The sequence below is a fragment of the Alteromonas gracilis genome (assembly GCF_036870955.2).
Lineage (GTDB): Bacteria > Pseudomonadota > Gammaproteobacteria > Enterobacterales > Alteromonadaceae > Alteromonas > Alteromonas gracilis_A.
In genome coordinates this window covers 2,211,778-2,234,373 of record NZ_CP145482.2, presented here as the reverse complement: position 1 = coordinate 2,234,373, position 22,596 = coordinate 2,211,778, and the positions used below count along the sequence as shown (strand labels likewise).

Below are 22,596 nucleotides of genomic sequence, written 5' to 3'. Positions count from 1 at the left end.
AGGATATCCGTTTGAAAGAACAGCAGTATAACCAGATTATCAACCAAGCAAAGAGCTTGGTATCAGGTGAGCGAGACTTGATTGCTAATATGGCAAATATAAGTGCACTTCTATTTAATCATCTAGAAGATGTAAATTGGGCGGGCTTTTATTTGTTTAAAGAGGACCAGCTAGTGCTTGGTCCTTTTCAAGGACAACCTACATGCATTCGCATCCCATTAGGAAAAGGTGTTTGTGGTACTAGCGCTTCAACTCGTACTGTTCAGAGAATCGCGGACGTGCATCAGTTTGAAGGTCATATTGCTTGTGACGCCGCCTCTAATTCAGAAATCGTAATTCCGCTTGTGATAGAAGATACATTAATTGGCGTATTAGATATTGATAGTCCAATTTTTGAGAGATTTAACGAAGAAGACGAGAACGGCTTGGTCGAAATTGCGAATATACTTGTGGATTCTCAAAAATAATTATGAAATCTAGTGTTGATATTCACGTCGTTCTCTCAACGTTTGAAGATATGGAAGACTTTCATGATGACCCAGACGAGGCATCAGAACGTTTAAACTTTATTCTTCACGCGATTTACGACAACGCCGAAGAAGACATAGAAACACAGCGTTTAGAGCAAATTTTGCACTACGCTTGGGAATCTTGGCAACAAGATAAGCATTTATTAGAAATAGATGACGACGAATTGCTCGATTGGGTTGACCACACGCTGGCAACTTGGGATGATGCAAGTAACGATGAAATCTCCTGAATAATTTAGAAAGTTAATGGAATCACCAGAGAAGTTTACAACAAGTAAGGAAGTTATAGCTTTCCTTGCAGAGACCTTTCCAAAATGTTTTAGCATTGAAGGCGAGGCCCGCCCACTTAAGATTGGCATATTTCAAGATTTAGCCACTCGTTTAGAGGATGACGAACGCGTAAGTAAAACGCTATTGCGCTCGACACTTCGCCATTACACCAACAGCTGGCGCTATCTCTACAGCGTAAAAGAAGGCGCACATCGTGTCGACCTTGACGGTGTCGAGGGTGATGCGATAGAAAAAGAGCACGCTGATCACGCACAGCAACAGCTTGAAGAAAGCAAGGCGAAAGCTGCTGAAAAGCGCAAAGCCAAACAAGCACTTCAGCCAAAGCGCAAAGAAAAGCGTCAATTTAATCGCCCAAAAGGTGAAAAATCTGAAAAATCGGACCATGCTGATAACAAGCGCGGAACTAAACCGAAAAATAACAGACCAAACAATACACCACCTGCGAAATTAACCGAAGGTGATTTACAGCAAGGTACACTCGTTACTGTAAAGCTAGGTAAAGCACCTATGCCTGACTGTAATAACTGAGGTTGCTAAGGACGGTATCCACGTCCAACTAGATTCAGGTATGGTGGTAAAAGTAAACGCAGACGCTTTACGTTTGGCACGCTCCAAGAGGTCGTAAATATGAGAGACATCCTTCGAATTTCCATTGCTAGTGCATTTCTAACCGTTGGTGTTGGCGCTTGTGCCGTCACATCAACGCCTGATGTAGACGAGCTTCCAATTTTGCAACAGGAATCTCAGCACAGTGTTGCGGCTAAGCGCGTAAGTGCGCTCTTCACGCGCGCACATTACAAGGAAATTTCGTTGGATGACGCACTCTCTGCTAGGGTATATCAACGATTTATTGAATCACTTGACCACAACAAACAGGTGCTTTTGTTATCAGATGTTGTGGGCTTTGAAAAATACAGAAGTTTATTTGATGATGCGTTGAGCAAGGGCAATTTGTCTATTGCTTATGATATGTACAATGTCAGCGCGCAGCGCAGAGTCGAGCGTTATGAGTATGCTTTGTCTCTTCTTGAACAAGGTCCTTTTGACTTTGAAAAAAAAGGCGATAAATTTTTTTACGATAGAGAAGATGCTGACTGGCCTACGTCAAAGAGTGAACTTGACGAAATTTGGCGCCAGCGCGTTAAATACGACGCACTTAACCTGATTCTTGCAGATAAAACGTGGGACGAAGCGAAAGAGCTTCTTACGAAACGTTACACACGCGCAATTAAACGCACGAAACAAGCAAAGAGTGAAGACGTTTTTCAAACGGCCATGAATGCATTCGCGCGAACTATTGAAGCGCACACTAGCTACCTTTCACCACGAAATGCAGACCGTTTCCAAATGGAAATGAATTTGTCTTTCGAAGGCATTGGTGCTGTGTTGCAAAGCGAAGACGATTACACGGTTATCAAAAGCGTAGTGCCTGGTGGCCCAGCAGATGAATCCGGTGCGATAAAGCCAGAAGACAAGATTGTTGGCGTAGCGCAAGAAGACGAAGAGTTTGTTGATGTCATCGGCTGGAGACTTGACGAAGTAGTGGAACTGATTAAAGGTCCAAAGGGCAGTACTGTTCGTCTACAGGTAGAAAAGGGTGCTACTGAATCTAAAACTACATCAGTAGTAAGTCTTACCAGGGACAAAATTAAACTTGAAGATCGTGCAGCGAAATCTGAAGTTTACGTACCAAAAACCGATCCACATGCGGATGAGCCGCTTGGCGTTATCACGATACCAAGTTTTTACAACAACTTAAGTGTTGATGTCGCAAAAGAGATCGAGAGTCTGAAATCTCAGGACGTAAAGGGCGTTATCGTCGACCTTCGAGGCAATGGCGGCGGTTCATTGACTGAAGCCACTCTGCTTTCTGGACTGTTTATCGAAAAAGGGCCTGTTGTTCAAATTCGTTATGGTCAGTCAAAGGTTAGCGTTAACCGCGATACAGACGGACAAGTAGCTTATGACGGACCATTAACAGTCTTAGTTGACCGATACAGTGCTTCGGCTTCTGAAATATTCGCCGCTGCTATGCAAGATTACAATCGTGCCTTAATTGTAGGTGAACAAACGTTCGGTAAAGGAACAGTTCAACAACATCGTGGCTTGGGTAAAATATACGACTTATATGACAACCCGTTAGGTAGTGTTCAGTTTACTATTGCTAAATTTTATAGAATTGACGGTGGCAGTACACAGCACAAAGGTGTTATTCCAGACATTCTATATCCTTCAGCCATAGAGCCAGCCGAGTGGGGCGAAAGCCAAGCGGAAAATGCGCTTCCTTGGGACAGTATTAACCGTGCCAATTACACAACGTTCGCAGACGGAACGGCTGCGTTAGACGTGCTTACAGCAAAACACAATAAGCGAATTATGCAAAACCCTGAGTTTTCTTATATTTATCAAGATATAAATGAATATAAGGAAAACAAAGACAAAAACTTTGTATCGCTTGAGAAGTCTGTTCGAGAATCTGAAAAGAAAGAAGCCGAAGCTAAATCGCTAGCACGTGCTAACGAACGTTTACAGCGGATGGGATTAGAAACTATCGCATCATTGGACGACTTACCTGAAGATATGGAAGAATTAGACCCATTCTTAGATGAGGCTGCCAATATTACATTCGACATGATCGAAACAGGCCGCTACGCAATCACAAGAAATTAAGTGATAACGAGAAAAGGGCTGGTCTATGGCCAGCCCTTTTTTTGTGTCTATAAATTATTAAAACAATAATAAAGGGAAAAAACATGGCTATCAGAGGCGAGTTTTCCTCTCGTATAGGGTTCGTGCTAGCGGCAGCCGGTTCGGCAGTGGGGCTTGGCAATATTTGGGGGTTTCCCACTAAAGTAGCCAGTAATGGTGGAGCTGCGTTTGTGCTCGTATACCTTTTACTGGCTTTCGTCTTGGCGTATCCCGTACTTATGGCAGAGCTCATCATAGGGCGTAGTACGCGCTCAAATATGGTTGACGCCTTAGGCAAAATTTCCGGCAATGCGATAGGCAGAGCTACAGGGATATGGGGCTGTATAACCGTGTCTTTAATATTGGCTTTCTATGCCATTGTAGGCGGTTGGATGCTCGTATATTTCGCCGATGCCGCGGTCAATATGGTCGGTTTAACCTCTGCAAGTGATTGGTTGCTAACCTCTTCGGTTACGCGTAACGTAATTTTTTGTTTATTTTTCATGAGCTTGACCGCCTTCATTGTAGTGGGTGGTGTTAAAGCGGGTATAGAGAAGTGGTCGGTACGCTTAATGCCTACACTCGTTATACTTATCCTTGCACTGATTGTTTATGTAAGTTTGCAACCAGGTGCAGTAGAAGGTTGGAGCGCTTACATAGTGCCCGATTTTAGTCGAGTGTTAGACCCTGAGCTGCTTATTAATGCTATGGGGCAAGCGTTTTTCTCTATGTCTCTTGGTGTCGGTACCATGCTCGTTTACGGCTCTTACCTGAGCAAAAATGAGAACTTGCCCACAATCGGTGCGTCAGTGGCACTGGTAGATATCGGTGTTGCGGTTATCGCAGGTATGCTAATTATTCCGGCTATGTATGTTGCGTTAAATAATGGTGTCGAGATTTTTACTCCAGATGGTGCATTGATTCAAGGTGATACGCTTATATTTAAGGTGCTTCCAGCACTATTCGATACCATTGGTTCTGTTGGTGTTTTCGTCGCGTTCACGTTCTTTGCGCTTATGGTAATTGCTGCGGTTACCTCGTCTATTTCAATGCTTGAAGTGCCTGTTGCCTACATGGTTGAAAGTAAGGGACTTAAACGCACGCGAGCTGTTTTAGTCATGGCGGCGGTCATATTTTCACTTAGCTGTATCATCATTCTCAATTTTGAAGCGCTGTTTGGTTTCGTTATTGCCCTTACGACAGAGTACAGTCAACCACTCCTGGGTTTTGCGTTGTGTATTTTTGCAGGCTGGGTTTGGAAGCGTGACAACATCTTGGCTGAATTAAAACAAGGCAATGAATACGCTGAACACAGCGTATTCTGGAAGATTTGGCCATGGTATGTGCGTTTTGTTTGCCCAGTTATCATCGCACTTATGTTTTACCGTTCGGTTTTTCAATAAACCCAAAAGTATAAAAATAAGGTTTTAAATAAAAATAATGACAAATAAAGAATTAAGAACGCCGTCTCTTCTTGATGCCCTTATCCCAATTATTGCGCTGGTAATAATGATGGGAAGCGCTGTTTATCTATTTGAGGATAATTCCTCATATGGTCCGAACCAGATTGCCCTGTTATTAGCCATGGGTCTTGCTGCAATTATCGGGATGAAAAACGGGTTTAGTTGGAAGACCATTGAAAAGGGCATCGTTGATGGGATCTCAATGTCTCTTGGCGCGTGTTTAATCCTGCTCGCTGTTGGTTCTTTAATAGGTACATGGATGCTTGCTGGTACCGTGCCTACACTAATATATTTTGGATTAGAGTTATTGAATCCATCATTCTTTTATGCAGCAGCGTGTCTCATTTGTGCCGTTGTTGCTATGAGTATCGGTAGCTCGTGGACAACGGCTGCTACGGTGGGTGTAGCCCTTATGGGTGTATCAGCGGGTATGGAGATGTCTGCAGCCATCACGGCAGGTGCTGTTGTTTCAGGCGCCTATTTCGGCGATAAAATCTCACCGTTGTCAGAAACCACTAACCTTGCTCCTGCAGTTGCTGGAACAGATTTATTCGAACATATTCGTTATATGCTTTGGACGACAATTCCAAGCTTTGTCATTGCGTTGATCTTGTTTACAGTCCTTGGATTTAGCGAAGTGGGTGAAGCGAAGGCCGAACGTATTGAACAAATGCAAACTCTATTAAATGCGTCGTTCGATCTTGGCTGGCATTTGTTGATTCCCTTGGTAGTACTTCTAACGCTTGCTATAAAGAAAATGCCTGCTTTTCCAGCGGTATTCATTGGTGCGTTGCTGGGTGGTATTTGGGCAGTAGTATTCCAATGGGACGTAGTTACCTCAATGGCTAATTCAGATGATTCTGTAAATGTAGGTGCGTTGAAGGTGATATGGACAGCGTTGTTTGATGGCGTAAGCTTCTCTACTCCGGACGAAAACTTAAATAGCTTGCTTTCACGCGGTGGTATGTCTTCAATGCTCAATACAATATGGCTAATTATTTGTGCGATGTCATTTGGGGCTGTTTTAGAGCGTGTTGGTCTTCTAAAACGTGCTGTGTCAGCTATTTTGTTAGGGGCTAAGTCAGCAGGTGACATGGTAAGTCGTACTATTTTGACGTGTTTTGGTACAAACTTGGTGACAGCTGATCAGTACATCTCCATCGTCATGCCTGGTCGTATGTATAAAGAAGAGTTTAAAAAGCGCGGCTTAGATCAGCTAAATCTTTCACGAAGTTTAGAAGATGGCGGTACACTAACATCTCCACTTATTCCATGGAATACATGCGGCGCTTATATGCACAGCGTTCTGCTTGTGAATCCTTTCGATTTTGTCTTTTATGCGTTTTTCAATGTTATCAATCCGATCCTTGCTGTTATCTATGCGTATTTAGGTATCAAAATACTACGCATTACGCCACCTACCGTCGAAGTAAGCAGCCAAGGGAATTAGTAATCAAACGTAGGCTTTCTTTTAGGAGGATCTATGTCAGTTCAAGCTAAACGTCGGGCGGATTATCTACCGCCCGCTTTCTCAATAGCGACAGTTGACCTACACATTACGCTACATCCCACGAATACTCGCGTGATTAGCACACTCTCAATAAAGAGACAGGGGAGTCACACTGACCCCCTTGTTCTTGACGGCGATAATCTGCCAGTTAATTCCTTAAAAATAAATGGTTCTGCGATAAGCGATGACAGTAATGAAGCGCAGTTCTATGAGCTAACCGAGTCTTCACTTACGCTTTACTGCGAGCTTGACGCGTTCGAACTTACAATTGAAACCACTATTTCACCAGAAAACAACAAGGCACTTGAAGGGCTTTATCTTTCGGGCGGTGCTTATTGTACCCAGTGTGAGGCAGAAGGGTTCAGGCGTATTACCTTTTTTATGGACCGCCCAGATGTACTATCTGTCTATACAGTAACCGTGGTTGGTGACAAGTCTATTCCAATGCTGTTGTCTAACGGTAATCCTGTCGAAAAGGGTGAATTACCGGACAACCAGCATTTTGTAAAATGGCACGATCCACACCCTAAACCATGTTATTTATTTGCACTTGTCGCTGGCGATTTTGACTTACTATGCGATACCTTTACCACGAAAAGTGGAAAAGACGTCGCCTTAGAGCTTTATGTCGATAAAGGGAAAAAAGCACAGGGAGACTTTGCATTAGCCTCACTTAAGCGCGCAATGAAGTGGGATGAAGACGTTTTTGGTCTTGAATACGATTTAGATATTTATATGATCGTCGCCGTAGACTTCTTCAATATGGGCGCTATGGAAAACAAAGGCTTAAATGTTTTTAATAGTAAATTTGTTTTAGCCGACCAAAACTCCGCAACAGACGACGATTTCTTTAACGTAGAGTCCGTCATAGCACATGAATATTTTCACAACTGGACAGGAAATCGAGTGACCTGTCGTGACTGGTTTCAATTGAGCCTCAAAGAAGGGTTAACGGTATTTAGAGATCAGCAGTTTAGTGCAGATATGACATCAGCATTAAGTAATCGAATAAAACATGTTCGAGTGATGCGTGAACATCAGTTTGCAGAAGACTCTAGTGCAATGAGCCATCCCATCCGTCCAGAAGAAGTGATAGAAATGAACAACTTCTACACGGTGACGGTATATGACAAAGGCGCAGAGGTTATTCGTATGTTTCATACGCTGCTTGGCGCTGATGGCTTTAGAAAAGGAATGGACGAATATTTCAAGCGACATGATGGCCAAGCGGTGACATGCGATGACTTTGTATCTGCAATGCAATCAGCGTCAAAGTTGGATTTAACGCAGTTTTCACGCTGGTACAGTCAATCGGGTACTCCCACAGTTACCGTTAAACAAAACGTTGAGCAAGATGTACATACCTTTACGTTGTCGCAATATACCGCTCCAACGGCAGATCAGGCTGAAAAATTAGACCTGTACATTCCAATAAACATCGAACTCATAGATAGTAACGGTAATCATTATACCGATAATGAGGGAGTCATTAGAGATGGCATGCTAATCTTAAATGAGCCCAGTATTACCTTTACGGTCAATGCGCCTGAAAAAACATTAATTCCTGTCATACTTGGTAATTTCTCAGCACCAGTTAAAGTTGAAAATGCGCTTGATACATTGTCATTGCTCACAATATTTACCCACGCAAGAGACCCATTTAATCGATGGGACGCTTTGCAGACTTTATATGACCGCTGTATCAAGCAATTAGAAAGTGCACCAGGAAGTGCTATCAGTGACGCCATTTGGGACGGAATTAAACAGGCAATAAAGCATGAAAAGCACAATGTAGAATTACTTGGCGAATGTCTAGTAATCCCTTCATTTGAAACACTGTGCCAGACTCGTACGGGAGTAAAAGTCGGCGAACTTGCAAGGGCGCGAGACGCATTTTGTCGTCAATTTTCAAAAGCACTAAAGAGTGAATTGCTTGATGTCTTCAACGGGATAGCACGTGTTCCATATAACTATGAGCAAACGGCAGTTAACCAAAGGCGTTGTAAGAATGTCGTTCTGGCACATTTAGCGCGTCTACCCGAGCATGAAAACCTTGTTGTTGAGCATTTTGAAAATGCCGATAACATGACGGATACATTGGGGGCATTGAAGAGTGCTCAGTATTCTAGCAAAGCCACGTTTGATAAGCTTATGACTACGTTTGAGTCAAAGTGGAACCATGATCCACTTGTATTAGACAAATGGTTTGCACTTCATGCTACGCAGCCTAGCGAAGACATTTTTGCGACTATTACTATGCTTTGTGAGCACCCCCAGTTCACTATGGGCAATCCAAACCGCGTAAGAGCTGTGATAGGTAGTTTCGCGTTTTACAACAGTGAAAAGTTTCATGCAGTAGACGGTAGCGGCTACAAGTACGTTACAGACTACCTATTGAAGTTAGATGCCATTAATCCGCAAGTTGCGTCACGCATAGTTACTCCGTTAACACAGTGGCAGGGCTTTGCACAGGAACATCAAGTATTGATGAAACAGCAACTTGGACGATTGTTAAATCATAAAGGATTAAGCAAAGATGTTTTCGAGAAGGTGAGCAAAAGCCTCGCATATGACAAACATTAGTCTTAGCGACACTGTTTATTTCTTTTCTATAAACGTGCCTTACAATCAATGTGAGGCACTGTACTCGCCCTCCATCCCCAATGTCGTTATGCAAAGCGAGTCAGGGCTCAATGTACAAATCCCGACAGGGCGACTACGACAATTTGTCACATCGTCGGGGGTAAAAGGGCGGTTCCGCATGGTCGTTGACAAGCAAAACAAGATTCGGTCTTTTGAACGACTTAGATAGTGAAACAGCCGAGTAGTGGAAGGTGTCTGAATTTTGGACACAAATGGGTGGATTTTTCAGCACCAATATAAATGCGTTTTATACTGATGATAAACCATTAACTATTTGATACGGTTAATGTTGTAAAAGTTGTTAACTGGTAGGATTAGTTCTTGCGGTTCTGGCAAAATGATGTAATGATTTTGTTAATCGTAATGGTTGGTCATGACGTCACGCAATCATTCGCGTCGACTTGGGAGTATAAAAATTATGAAAAACAGGCCTAGCGCTTTTAAAATGTCACCTATGTGGCAGTGGGAGTTCTCTCTCTGCTAGGTGCTGCAGCACTACCTGCACACGCTGCGAATTGGCAAGTAGGGGATGTGAGTATCACGTTAGACTCGACATTCACACTTGCAACTAGTATCCGTACAGAAGCAAGGGATTATGACCTGATTGGTAACAGTAACCATCCACAATTTGATTGGAATGGTTATCACGCAGCTTTTAATCCTTTGTACCCTAGTGGCGATGTATGGGCGTTAGCAGACGGTGGATACTCAACTAATGGTGATTTGGGTAACCTTGCACACGACCCTGGCGACGCGTTTGCAACGCAAATTTCTGGTACTCATGAACTAGATGTTAATTTCGGTGACTATGGTTTCTTTGCCCGTGGTTTTTGGTTTTATGACTTTGAGCAAATGGATGGTGACCGTCCATACTCTAACGCTATAACTGGCAATCAATACGACCTTTGTCAGGACCCAGAAGCAGAAGACTTATTGTGCACAGACATTCGTCTGTATGACGCGTTCTTCTATGGCGACTGGTGGATCGGCGACAAACCACTTACCGTGCGTATCGGTCGTCAGGTTATCAGTTGGGGTGAGAGCACGTTTATTCAGCACGGTATCAACACGACCAACGCAGTTGACGTAACGCGTGCGCGTGCACCAGGCGCTGAACTAAGAGAAGTATTTTTGCTTAAGCAGGTATGATTTACGCGTCACTCGGTTTGACTGATACCGTAAGCGTATCTGGTTACTATCAATATGAGTGGCAAGAAAGCTGGCTACCTGTTGCAGGCAGTTATTTTGCTACCAACGATTTTGCTGGCGATGGCGGTCAGCGCAACAACGTTCAGTTAGGTTTTAGTGGAAACCCAGATATTGATTTGGACCATCTATTGACCGCGCTTAATGGCTATGGAGATTTGTTGCGTTCTGGCGCAGATGCCTCTCAGATTTCAGAAGCATACCTTGCTTACCCAACCAAAGTGGCTATACGTGGTTTTAGCGACGCTGCACATAACGATGCTGACGACCAAGGGCAGTACGGTTTACGTTTAACTTGGTTCGCTGAAGCCTTGAATGAGACTGAGTTTAGTTTCTACCACATTAATTATCACAGCCAACGCCCACTTATTTCGGGTAAAACGTCTGACTTTACTGCTGAAGGTATTGGTCAAGATTTAGCATTCTTGGCACAAAACACAGTAACTCGCGACAATATTACACAGCTTGGTGCATTTACTCAGGCAGAGTTCTTCTATCCTGAAGACATCAAATTATACGGTATGAGCTTTAACACCAACATTGGCACCACAGCCCTTGCAGGTGAGTTTGCTTATCGTGTTGACGAGCCACTTCAAATCGACGATGTAGAATTGCTTTACATGGGTATGCCAGAGCAGTTAGCGAACGCAGGTTTGCGTCCAGACCTTGCTGGTATTTCTCAGCTTAACAACATTGGTCGTGGTGTTGGCCCAGGTGAAACAGCAGAAGGCTTTATCTTCTCTGATACGTATCAAATCCAGTTTACTGCTTCGCATGTTTTTGGTCCTAAGTTCGGTGCTGATAATTTCGTTCTTCTTGGTGAGGCGGGTTATGTCAACATTATGGATATGCCTGATCCAAATATCTTGCGTTTGAATGCGCCTGGTACTGCGCGTACGCCATCACTAGAGCCAACGCCAACGGGTAATCAACGTCAAGGTCTACACCAAGCGCTGTCTGACGGTCCAGAAACGAATCCGTTCGCGACCGACGACGCATGGGGTTATCGTCTACTAGCAGTAGCTGACTACAACTCTATTTTGGCTGGCATGAACCTACGTGTTCGTGCTGTATTTTCACATGATGTTGAAGGGACAACGCCTGATCCACTGTTCCTTTTCACAGAAGATGTTAAGTCTGCAGCGCTTTCTTTCACGTTTGACTACTTGAGCAAATTTGAAGCTACAGCATCTTACAGTGCATTCTGGGGTGGTATTGGTACTACCAATGCACTTGCTGATCGCGACTTCATCTCGTTCAACATCCGATACGCAATTTAAAGAGTAGGTTTTATGATTAGAAAAGTAGGAATTATCGCCGCTGCGCTGTCACTTGCATTGACAGGTACAAACGCAATGGCAAAAGTCTCTGATGCAGAAGCCAATAAGTTAGGCAGTGAGCTTACTCCTCTTGGCGCTGAAAAGGCGGCAAATGCTGATGGCAGTATCCCAGCATGGACTGGTGGTATCACATCTGCTCCAGCAGGATACACAGTGGGCGACCATCATCCTGATCCGTTCCCAGAAGATAAAGTGCTGTTTGAAATTACGGCGCAAAACTATAAAGAATATGCAGATTTCTTATCTGAAGGTCAGCAGAAGCTTTTTGAAGCATATCCTGATACTTTCAAAATGCTAGGTTTACCCAACACGTCGTTCAGCGTCTAACCCTCAGGCTATTTACGATGCAACAAAAGTAAATGCAACTCGTGCTGAACTTCTTGACGACGGTAACGGTATTAAAGGTGCAGTGTTAGGTATTCCTTTCCCGATCCCGCAGAACGGGCTAGAAGCGATTTGGAATCACATTCTTCGTTATCGTGGAGAAGCTGTTCAACGTAATGGCGGTCAAGCGGCTGTAACCACTGGCGGTGATTACAACGTTATCGGTTTCGATGAGCAGTTGCTTATTAAGTACGCCGAAGAGGGTGCGACACCTGAGAAGCTAACTGAAGAGAACATTCTTTTCATGTTCAAGCAAAAAGTAACACAGCCAGCGCGTTTGGCGGGTACGGCCTTGCTCGTTCATGAGACGGTTGACCAAGTTAAAGAGCCTCGTAAAGCGTGGACTTATAACACTGGCCAACGTCGCGTACGCTTAGCGCCTAACATTGCTTACGATACGCCAGGGACTGCGGCTGATGGTCTACGTACCACGGATGACTTTGACATGTTCAACGGTTCACCTAATCGTTATGATTGGAAACTGGTTGGCAAAAAAGAAATGTACGTTGCATATAATAACTATGCTTTACATTCTGATAATGCAAAGTACGCAGACATCATCAAACCTAACCATGTGAACCCTGACTTAACTCGTTGGGAAAAGCACCGTGTTTGGGTAGTTGAAGCCACATTAAAAGAAGGCTTCCGTCATATTTATCAGAAGCGCGTGTTCTTCATTGACGAGGACAGCTGGCAGATTCAAGTCGCTGATATGTATGATAACCGTGGCGAACTTTATCGCGTTAGTGTAGCTTATGGCGTAAATTACTACGAAGTTCCAACACAGTGGTCTACGCTTGATGCGTACTATGACTTGAACTCTCGTCGTTATTTGGCAATTGGCTTAGATAACGAAGAAGAGATGTATGACTTCACAGTTCGCCCTCGAGACGTAGAGTTTACGCCTCAAGCGTTGCGACGAGAAGGTATGCGCTAATCGCCTTGAACAACAAACGGTTGGCATATGCCAACCGTTTTTGTATACAGACAATTATAAATAGGGGGAATGGTTACTTATGAAAAAAACCATTGCAGCGTGCATAGCCGCAAGTTTCGCGGTCAGTCAAGCAACGACTGTGCTCGCCGAAGATGCTTTCATCGCACCTTTGGTTGAGCAATCGGTTCTGTTAGACATAGACGCTGATAAATTTGTCGTTATTGTCGGTGAACGCGGTCACGTATTAGTTTCAGAAGACGGTAAATCTTTTTCTCAAAAGGCGGTACCGACACATTCAACGCTAACTGCCACCACCATTGTTGGTGACGAAATTTGGGCAGTTGGTCATGACGCAGTCATTCTTCACTCTCCTGATAAGGGTGAAAGTTGGGAAATACAAAATTACCAACCTGACTTAGAGCGTCCATTCTTAGATGTTTTGTTTTTCGACAGTAAGCACGGAATAGCGGCTTAGGTGCTTACGGACTTTTCTATCGTACTACTGATGGCGGCCAAAACTGGTCTGCTGAGCGGCATGCTAGTCTACTCGACCCAATGGATAGAGAATATCTTGAAGATATTCGCAAAGAGGACGAGGCGTTCTACCAACAAGAACTCGAATCTATTTTACCGCACTTAAACAGAGTTACCTTAGATGGTGATACGCTTTACCTTGCAGGTGAAGCAGGATTGCTGGCAAAAAGTGATAATATGGGTGAATCGTGGGAGCGTTACTACGTTGACTACACTGGCTCATTTTTTGACATTAAACCTCTCGATGAAAACACCGTGTTGGCTGTAGGTTTGCGAGGCAACATTTTCGTAAATCGCAATCAAGGTGAGTGGGAGTATGTTCAAACTTGTTCAACAAGCACGCTCAATTCCATTTTATTTGGTTCGAGTGACAAGGTATATGCATTAGGTAACAACGGCATGATGGTATCGGCACAGCGTCCTCTGCCAACAAGCATGCGCGACCCTTATGCTAACCCAGCAGATTGTCAGACCGATGAAGGAATAGAAGTATCGCAGATAAAAGATAAAGCGGCACTTCTCAATGCCACCACATTCAACGGTAGTAACCTTGCTGTTACAGCAAATGGTATCAAAACGCTATCGCTTAAATAGGGCAGTATAAGAACAATGACCCAATTTTTAGAAAAACTTGTCTTTGGTAATCGAAAAATCGTCGTGGCATTATTTGCTATCGCAACGGTGGTTTTGGGTTACCAAGCCTCTCAGATGCGTTTAGACGCAGGGTTTGAGAAAAACATTCCTCTTAATCACGAGTACATGAAAACCTATATTGAACATCGCCAAGACTTTGGTGGTGCAAACAATATTCTGGTTTCGGTATGTGACAAAGACGGAAATATCTACAATCAAAACTTTTTTGATACCCTCAAGAATGTACACGACCAATTATTCTTTATTAATGGCGTGAATCGTTCTTTGGTAATTTCTTTGTTTTCGCCGTCAACTCGTTTTACAGAAATTGTCGAAGGCGGTTTCGCTGGCGGTCCAGTTATTCCTGCTGACTTTAACTCTGCCAGCCAAGAAGGGCTAGACCTTGTTGCTGCCAACGTTGAAAAAGCCAATATCGTTGGCCGTCAGGTTTCAAGTGACTACAGCTGTGCAATGGTGACAGCGCAATTGCTTGATATTGACCCTCAAACGGGTGAGCCTTTAGACACACTTGCTTTAGCTGCAGAGCTTGAAGAGCAACTTCGCGGTCAATATGAAAATGACAAAACGTCTATTCATATCATTGGTTTTGCGAAGATGATTGGTGACGTTGCAGATGGCGCTAAAGACGTGCTTGTGTTTTTTGCTATCGCGATAGCTATCACAGCCATCATGGTGTACTTCTTCTCGCGCAGCATCATGCTAACTGTTTTACCGCTTGTATGTTCTATTATTGCGGTTATTTGGCAGCTTGGCCTTCTTACGTCTATCGGTTTTGGTATGGATCCAATGTCAATATTGGTGCCTTTCCTTGTATTCGCGATTGGTGTTAGCCACGGCGTTCAAATGATTAATGCGGTAGAAAAACAAGCAGTCACGGGTATAGGCGCAAAACGTGCTTCGATGGCGGCGTTCAGAAATCTACTCGTGCCAGGTGGTATAGCATTACTATCAGACACCGTTGGCTTTATGACCTTGTTGGTTATTGATATTGGTATCATTCGTGAACTGGCTATCACCGCGAGCATGGGTGTAGCTGTCATTATTCTTACCAACTTATTGCTGTTGCCAGTACTTATGAGCTTCTTAAAACTTGACCAGAAATACATGGATAAGTTTGCGGGCAAAGAAAATGCAAATAGCAAATTCTGGGAAGTGATCGCAGCGTGCTCTCGTAAGAAACCTGCCGCTGTTATCTTGGCAATTACTGCTGTGTTGTTCGTATTGGGGCATTTCCAAGCTAAGAACATGAAGATTGGTGATTTGCATGCTGGTGCTCCAGCGTTACACGAAACGTCGCGTTACAACCAGGACACGTTTTTGATCACAGACAAATACGAAGTCACGGTTGATTACATTTCAATCTTGGTTGAAACCACTCCTGAAGCATGTACATCGCATAGCGTGATGAAAGCTATGGACGATTTCCAGTGGAAAATGGAAAACGTTAAGGGAGTGCAGTCGGCCGTTTCACTTGCATCTGTCGCTAAAATAGTTAACGCTTATTATAACGAAGGTAATGTGAAGTGGCAGGTCTTGCCTCGAAATCAGCAAACGCTGGTACAAGCAATCTCTCGCGTTCCTACGTCGTCAGGTTTGCTTAACGGCAACTGTTCTGTAATGCCTATTATCCTATTTATGGAAGATCACAAGGCAGAAACTATTTCTCGCGTTGTCGATGCGGTGAAGCAATACAGAACAGAATATGAAACTGACGATATGAAATTCAGTTTGGCTTCAGGGCCTGTTGGCGTAATGGCGGCGACCAATGAAGCGGTGAGTGCAGCACAAGATCCAATGATGCTTTATGTTTTTGGCGCTGTTATTGCACTATGTCTTATCAGTTTCCGCTCGATTAGAGCAACATTAGTAGTGGTTATTCCACTTTATGTAGTATCTGTATTGGCGCAAGCATTAATGACCTACTTGCAAATAGGCCTTACCGTTTCAACACTACCTGTTATTGCATTGGGTGTAGGTATTGGTGTCGACTATGGTATTTATATTCTTTCTACAAAGAGTTTGATGCTGAAACAGGGCGCCACCGTTCAGGAAGCGTACTTTGCCGCGCTTAAAGAGCGTGGAAGTGCCGTTCTCTTTACGGGGATTACGTTGGCCATTGGGGTAAGTACTTGGGTATTCTCATCGCTTAAATTCCAGATGGATATGGGTATTTTGCTAACGTTTATGTTCGTTGTGAACATGCTTGGCGCAATTATTGTACTGCCAGCGCTAGCAAGATTCTTGTGGTGGAATAAGTGTGACCCTGGTGCATAAATTATTTTTGCATAGCTACGCATAAAAAAGGGCCTTTAGGCCCTTTTTTTGGTGTTTTTTGCATACTTATCTATCCTGTTAAATTAAGGTTAAAATTAGGCTTTCAATAGCCTCATTTATTAGAGAAAATAGTTAGGTACTCGGCACTTATACCAACGAGACTGGTATTACCACTTTAAAAAAAGGTTAACAAATGACAGTCACCTCACAGCGACACTCAGTACTGCTAGATAACGTATTTGCATTGATTGATAAAAAGGTAGATACAAAGCAGAAGTCTCTTGTGCAGCAATTCGGACGTCTGTTGTATAAAAATATTTCTAGCGATGATTTAGAAAATCGCAACGACAGCGACCTTTATGGTGCAACACTTAGTTTATGGAACGGTTTAGCAAAGTTCGATAACACGTCACCCTACATACGCGTTTTTAATCCGGAGATTGCCAAACATGGTTGGCATTCTAGCCACACTATCGTAGAGATCATTGTTTCGGATATGCCGTTTTTGGTTGATTCAGTAAGAATGCTGTTAAACCGCCTTAATATCACTTCGCATCTCTTCTTACATAGCCCAATTGGCATAAAACGCGATAACGCCAACAAGGTAGAAGCTTTCGCTGAGCCAGGGCAGTCCTTGAACGGCGCAAAAAAAGAAACGGTTATCTTCATCGAAGTAGATAGACAGACATCTAAAAAAGACATTGAAGCACTAACGCAAGAGCTTCATTCGGTCGTAGATGAAGTATTACTAGCCGTACAAGATTGGCAGGACATGACCAATACGCTACAAGACGTCATTAAGGGCAGCACTAAATTTAATTGGCCCGTGTCAGCTGATATTAAAAAACAAACCAAAGCTTACCTAGAATGGCTTGGCGACCACAACTTCACCATGATGGGTTATCGCTATTATGAAGTAAAAGCCATTGAGGGTGACCACCGCTGGATCCCGCAAAACGAAACAAGCCTTGGTTTATTGAAAAACTCTATTAACGACCGCGAGCGTCTTCTTTCAAAGCTTCCTGCTTCAGCACGTGCAGAAGCACTAAGTCAAAACCCTTTGATTTTGACTAAGACTAATTCTCGCGCTCGCGTTCATCGACCAGCATATATGGATTATGTTGGCGTAAAGGTGTTTAACAAAGACGGACAAGTTGTCGGTGAACACCGCTTCTTAGGTTTGTACTCAGCGTCGTTTTACAATAACAGTGTAACGCAGTTGCCTATTTTACGTGAAAAGATAAATCGCATATGTGAATTGTCAGGTTTTGAGCCTGGCACGCACGCGTTCAAAGCGTTTACCAATATTATTGAAACGTATCCTCGTGATGAGCTATTGCAAACACCAGCTGAAGAGCTTGCTCAAATTGTGATGGGTATTTTCCAAATGCAGGAGCGCGGTATTTCGCGTTTATTCATTCGCAAAGATATCTTTGGCCGTTTCTTTTCTTGCATGGTATTTGTTCCAAGAGAGCGCTACAACACGCAATTGCGTAAAGAAACACAAGCGCTTCTTAAAGCCTCTTTAGGTGCTACTGAAGAAGTAGAATTTACTACGTTCTTCTCTGAATCTGTGTATGCACGCACGCATTACATTGCTCGAGTCAACGACAACAACGCGGAATTTGACGTGAAGGAAATAGAACAAAATATTATTGAGTTGACCAAAACGTGGAACGACCGCCTAGCGTCCTCTATCTCTGCGGCGCACGGCGAGGCCTCAGGTAAAGCGTTAGAGCGCAAGTATAACAACGCTTTTTCACGTAGCTATATGGAACACAATCTGCCTTCTGCAGCATTAGTTGATATCGGCAAGCTTGAGATGCTTGATGATAATCATACGCTGGATATGCTTTTCTATCGTCCACAGGAAGAAGACGCAGATAGTCAGGTTGTTAAGCTTAAGTTGTTCCATCGTGCAGAACCGATCCACTTATCTGACGTTTTGCCAATGCTTGAAAACTTTGGTTTGCGCGTAATTGATGAAAGCCCTTATAAAATTACTTGCTCGGAAGGTGAGCGTAATTGGGTAATGGACTTCTCCATGCTGCATAAGAGCGGTCAGCACTTTGACATGGAAAATGCTCAAATTCTTTTCCAAGATGCATTCGCGAAAGTTTGGTACAAAACGTTAGAAGACGATGCGTTTAACCGACTTATACTCGGTGCCAATATGACGGGTCGTAAGGTAACTGTACTTCGCGCCTATGCTAAGTACATGCGCCAAACAGGCAGCTCATTTAGCCGAGACTACATCGCAAATACACTAGCAAACTATCCTGACATTGCTCGCTTGTTGGTAGATTTCTTTGATCAACGCTTTAACCCTAAGAAAAAGCGTAACGAGAAGAAAGAAGAGGCGCTATTAGAAACCATTAAGGCGCAGTTGGACAACGTTAGCAACCTTGATGATGACCGTATTATTCGCCGTTATCTGGACATGATGTCAGCGACGTTACGTACTAACTTCTATCAGGCAGATGACGCCAGTAATGAAAAGTCGTACGTGTCATTCAAAATGATGCCCGAACTCATTCCAGAAATGCCGTTACCGTTGCCAAAATTTGAAATATTTGTCTACAGCCCTCGCGTAGAAGGTGTTCATTTACGCGGCGGCAAAGTTGCCCGTGGTGGCCTTCGCTGGTCTGACAGACAAGAAGATTTCCGTACAGAAGTGTTAGGTCTTGTAAAAGCTCAGCAAGTAAAGAACACGGTCATTGTGCTTAGGTTGGCGCAAAAGGCGGTTTTGTATGTAAAAACTTGCCAGTAGGACAAGGGCGCGAAGCCATTCAAGCTGAAGGTCAGGCTTGCTACCGAACCTTTATTACAAGCTTACTAGATATTACCGACAACATTGTAAATGGTGAAATTGTTCCGCCAAAAGACGTTGTTCGTCTAGACGATGACGACCCGTATTTGGTTGTTGCGGCTGACAAAGGTACTGCCACATTCTCTGACATCGCCAATGGCATTGCAGAAGAGTTTGGCTTCTGGTTGGGCGATGCGTTTGCATCAGGCGGCAGCATTGGTTACGACCATAAGAAAATGGGTATTACTGCACGCGGCGGATGGGAGTCAGTTAAGCGTCACTTCCGTGAAATCGGTATTGATTGCCAAACCACTGATTTTACCTGTGCTGGTGTTGGTGATATGGCTGGAGATGTATTCGGTAACGGTATGTTGCTATCGAAGCATACACGCCTGATAGCGGCGTTTAACCACTTGCATATATTCTTCGACCCGAATCCGGATGCAGCGACAAGTTACGAAGAGCGCAAGCGCTTGTTTGAAAACCCAAGCCTAAGTTGGGAAGACTACGACAGCAAACTGATTTCTAAAGGTGGTGGCGTATTCAATCGTTCTGCTAAATCAATAAAACTGACGCCAGAAATGAAGAAGTGGCTGGGCACACGTCAGCTTACTATGACGCCGAACGAACTCATTCACAACATTCTAAAAATGCCTGTAGACCTTCTGTGGAACGGTGGTATCGGCACGTATATTAAGAGTAAAAAAGAATCTCATTCAGAGGTTGGTGATCGCGCCAACGACGACTTACGCGTTAATGGCCGAGACGTTCAAGCCAAAATTGTAGGCGAGGGCGGTAACTTAGGCCTGACGCAATTAGGTCGTATTGAATATGCCGCAAATGGTGGCAGGGTCAATACGGACTTTATTGACAACGTAGGTGGCGTAGATTGCTCGGATAACGAAGTAAACATCAAAATATTGCTTAACAGCTTGGTTAACGATGGTGAATTAACGCTGAAACAGCGCAATAAATTGCTTTACGATATGACAGACGACGTATCGCGTATTGTACTGAAAGATTGTTATCGTCAAACACAGTCAATCTCCATCACTGAACTTTCTGGCGTGAAGCAGTTAAAAGAGCAACTGCGCTTTATTCACGGTTTAGAGCGTGAAGGGCAGCTTAACCGCGAACTTGAGTTTATTCCAAATGACGATGAAATTTCTGATCGCGTCGCAACGGATCAAGGTTTCACAAGACCTGAATTAAGCGTATTGATTGCTTACGGCAAGATGGTGCTTAAAGATGCGTTAAACATCCCTGAGATTACCGATAATCCTTATCATGGAAAACTCCTGGTTGAAGCCTTCCCTGAAGTTTTGCGTAAGAAGTTTGCAACTCACATGCAGCAGCACCCACTGCGCAGCGAAATCATTGCAACTAAGTTGACCAATAACATGGTTAACGATATGGGCTTAAATTTCGTGTTTAGAATGCAAGAAGAGACTGGCGCAAGTGTGAGCGAGATTGCTGATGCTTATGCAATCGTTCATGGCATTTTCAACATGAATACGTTGTGGGAACGCATTGAAGAACTGGACAACGTAATTTCTGCCGAGCTACAGCTTAAAATGCTGGAAGAAGCTCGTCGTATCATGCGCCGTGCCTCACGCTGGTACATACGTCACGGTAACAAAGCCCAGTCTATTGATGAGGCGATTGCAAGCTACCGCGGTACGTTCGACATCTTGTCTAAGAACTTACAGCACTATCTTGTTGAAAGTGAATACAGCCAGTTAGAGAAAGCGACACAGAAATACATTGATCAGGGTGTTCCTCAAGACATCGCTTATCAAGTAGCTAGTTTCTCAAATATGTTCTCTAGCTTCGACCTTGCCCAAATTGTTGAAGCAGATAAGCACGATACCGACGTAGTCGCTAAGTTGTATTATCAGTTGGGTTCTAAGCTAGAATTACACTGGTTCTTAGATCAAATTAATAACCAGACAGTGGCTAACCATTGGCAAGCATTGGCTCGCGCATCTTATCGCGAGGAGCTTGATTGGCAGCAACGTTCAATTACTGCTAATTTGCTTTCGTCACGAGAAGACACACAGGATGCAAATACTATTCTTGACGAATGGATTGAAAGTAATCAGGTATTGTTGAAGCGCTGGTATCACATGATGTCAGAGTTCAAAACAAGCAGTACACACGAATTTGCGAAATTTTCTGTCGCTTTACGTGAATTGATGCTTTTAAGCGTGAAGTCTAGCCATTAGAATAGACGTACCTTAATGATTTAAGCCCTGTTCATCAGGGCTTTTTTATATTTACGAGCGTTTATTACCGTTATGCAATCCTTAGTGCAAAAGTTCTTACTTCAGTGCGAGCCTGAAAAAAGTCACGATTTCACCATTAATTGGTTAAATAAGACCCAACATACACCGCTGAAATGGATGTACAGCACACCCACAATCAAAAAGCCGGTAACTATTGCTGGGATGACGTTTGACAATCCAATTGGACTTGCTGCGGGTCTTGATAAGAATGGGGATTGCATAGATGCATTTGCAAGCATGGGATTCGGTTTTGTTGAAATTGGTACCGTTACGCCAAGACCACAGCCTGGAAACCCGAAGCCACGCTTGTTTAGATTGCCTGAAAAACAAGCCATTATTAATCGTATGGGTTTCAACAATAAGGGGGTAGACCACCTTGTTGAACAAGTTAAGCAAGCCCAGTTTAAGGGCCCTATTGGCATAAATATCGGTAAAAACAAAGACACCGAAGAAAGTAGGGCACTTGAAGATTACCTCATATGTTTAAATAAGGTTTATCCTTATGCCAGCTATGTCACAATAAACATTTCTTCGCCAAATACACCGGGTCTTCGAAACCTCCAGTACGGTGAGGCGCTCGACAAACTGCTGACGGGCTTGAAGGCCGCGCAAGAGACGTTGACACAAACCCACGGTAAATATGTTCCTCTTTTCATTAAAATCGCGCCTGATCTAAGTGATATAGAAATTGAAAGTATTGCTCAGTCACTGATCAATTCGAAAATGGATGGTGTTATAGCAACAAACACAACCTTGTCGCGTGAAGCGGTACAAGGGTTGCCGCATTGTGATGAAATGGGTGGGCTCAGTGGTTCAGTGATGACGCAAATGAGCTTAGATGTTACTCGCAAGCTTTCAATGGCGCTAGACCGTGCAATCCCCATTATTGGCGTTGGCGGTATTGACTCACCTGAGGCTGCCAAAGCACGTCTCGATGCTGGTGCATCTCTGGTACAAGTATACTCTGCTTTTATTTACCAGGGTCCTTCTCTCGTTAAACGTATTGCAAACGCGTTATAATAACTCCAAACCATATTATTATGGGTTC

At 43.7% G+C, this 22,596-nt stretch carries 11 protein-coding genes and 4 pseudogenes; all 15 read left to right on the top strand.

Translation table 11 applies throughout. From position 1 onward, the window contains the following. Positions 1-11: 11 nt before the first annotated feature. The 15 genes and pseudogenes from V6N89_RS10890 to pyrD all read left to right on the top strand — a co-directional run bounded on the left by V6N89_RS10890 (position 12) and on the right by pyrD (position 22,568). Positions 12-467 (top strand): GAF domain-containing protein, encoded by a 456-nt coding sequence (locus V6N89_RS10890; protein WP_346993762.1) that lies wholly within the window; start codon positions 12-14, stop codon positions 465-467. Between the two features lie 2 nt (positions 468-469). Next, a complete protein-coding gene (locus V6N89_RS10885; RefSeq protein ID WP_025255289.1) occupies positions 470-760 on the top strand; it encodes a hypothetical protein in 291 nt (96 codons plus the stop codon). A 16-nt stretch (positions 761-776) separates the two neighbouring features. Further along, positions 777-1,446: pseudogene (gene proQ / locus V6N89_RS10880) on the top strand (RNA chaperone ProQ). Positions 1,447-1,448: 2 nt separating this feature from the next. Continuing rightward, positions 1,449-3,491, top strand: a complete 2,043-nt coding sequence (gene prc / locus V6N89_RS10875) for a carboxy terminal-processing peptidase (protein ID WP_346993761.1) — start codon at positions 1,449-1,451, stop codon at positions 3,489-3,491. A gap of 83 nt (positions 3,492-3,574) precedes the next feature. After that, positions 3,575-4,912 (top strand): sodium-dependent transporter, encoded by a 1,338-nt coding sequence (locus V6N89_RS10870; RefSeq protein ID WP_346993760.1) that lies wholly within the window; start codon positions 3,575-3,577, stop codon positions 4,910-4,912. A 37-nt stretch (positions 4,913-4,949) separates the two neighbouring features. Continuing rightward, positions 4,950-6,422, top strand: coding sequence for a Na+/H+ antiporter NhaC (nhaC, locus tag V6N89_RS10865; protein ID WP_338517566.1), 1,473 nt, complete (start codon positions 4,950-4,952; stop codon positions 6,420-6,422). Between the two features lie 33 nt (positions 6,423-6,455). Then, positions 6,456-9,065: an aminopeptidase N gene (gene pepN / locus V6N89_RS10860; protein ID WP_338517565.1), complete on the top strand. Its 2,610-nt coding sequence runs from the start codon at positions 6,456-6,458 to the stop codon at positions 9,063-9,065. Next, entirely contained in the window at positions 9,052-9,294 is a 243-nt protein-coding gene (locus V6N89_RS10855; protein WP_338517564.1) for a DUF2835 family protein, read from the top strand. Before pepN ends, V6N89_RS10855 begins: the two co-directional genes overlap by 14 nt. 249 nt (positions 9,295-9,543) lie before the next feature. Then, a pseudogene (locus tag V6N89_RS10850) lies at positions 9,544-11,611 on the top strand (DUF1302 domain-containing protein). Positions 11,612-11,623: 12 nt separating this feature from the next. Beyond that, positions 11,624-12,992, top strand: a pseudogene (locus V6N89_RS10845) (DUF1329 domain-containing protein). Between the two features lie 79 nt (positions 12,993-13,071). After that, positions 13,072-13,467 carry a WD40/YVTN/BNR-like repeat-containing protein gene (locus V6N89_RS10840; protein ID WP_346993759.1) on the top strand — a complete coding sequence of 132 codons (396 nt, stop codon included), beginning with the start codon at positions 13,072-13,074 and terminating at the stop codon, positions 13,465-13,467. A gap of 80 nt (positions 13,468-13,547) precedes the next feature. Then, positions 13,548-14,120, top strand: a complete 573-nt coding sequence (locus V6N89_RS10835) for a WD40/YVTN/BNR-like repeat-containing protein (RefSeq protein WP_338517562.1) — start codon at positions 13,548-13,550, stop codon at positions 14,118-14,120. Positions 14,121-14,135: 15 nt separating this feature from the next. After that, on the top strand, positions 14,136-16,454 hold the full coding sequence (locus tag V6N89_RS10830; RefSeq protein WP_346993758.1) for an efflux RND transporter permease subunit: 2,319 nt from the start codon (positions 14,136-14,138) through the stop codon (positions 16,452-16,454). Between the two features lie 193 nt (positions 16,455-16,647). After that, positions 16,648-21,488: pseudogene (locus V6N89_RS10825) on the top strand (NAD-glutamate dehydrogenase). A gap of 72 nt (positions 21,489-21,560) precedes the next feature. Next, a complete protein-coding gene (pyrD, locus tag V6N89_RS10820; RefSeq protein WP_346993757.1) occupies positions 21,561-22,568 on the top strand; it encodes a quinone-dependent dihydroorotate dehydrogenase in 1,008 nt (335 codons plus the stop codon). Positions 22,569-22,596: the final 28 nt, after the last annotated feature.

Coding starts and splice junctions, on each gene's coding strand:
- nhaC (WP_338517566.1), top strand. CDS start 4,950: ATGACAAATAAAGAATTAAGAACGCCGTCTCTTCTTGATGCCCTTATC.
- V6N89_RS10830 (WP_346993758.1), top strand. CDS start 14,136: ATGACCCAATTTTTAGAAAAACTTGTCTTTGGTAATCGAAAAATCGTC.
- V6N89_RS10835 (WP_338517562.1), top strand. CDS start 13,548: ATGGATAGAGAATATCTTGAAGATATTCGCAAAGAGGACGAGGCGTTC.
- pepN (WP_338517565.1), top strand. CDS start 6,456: ATGTCAGTTCAAGCTAAACGTCGGGCGGATTATCTACCGCCCGCTTTC.
- V6N89_RS10885 (WP_025255289.1), top strand. CDS start 470: ATGAAATCTAGTGTTGATATTCACGTCGTTCTCTCAACGTTTGAAGAT.
- V6N89_RS10840 (WP_346993759.1), top strand. CDS start 13,072: ATGAAAAAAACCATTGCAGCGTGCATAGCCGCAAGTTTCGCGGTCAGT.
- prc (WP_346993761.1), top strand. CDS start 1,449: ATGAGAGACATCCTTCGAATTTCCATTGCTAGTGCATTTCTAACCGTT.
- pyrD (WP_346993757.1), top strand. CDS start 21,561: ATGCAATCCTTAGTGCAAAAGTTCTTACTTCAGTGCGAGCCTGAAAAA.
- V6N89_RS10855 (WP_338517564.1), top strand. CDS start 9,052: ATGACAAACATTAGTCTTAGCGACACTGTTTATTTCTTTTCTATAAAC.
- V6N89_RS10870 (WP_346993760.1), top strand. CDS start 3,575: ATGGCTATCAGAGGCGAGTTTTCCTCTCGTATAGGGTTCGTGCTAGCG.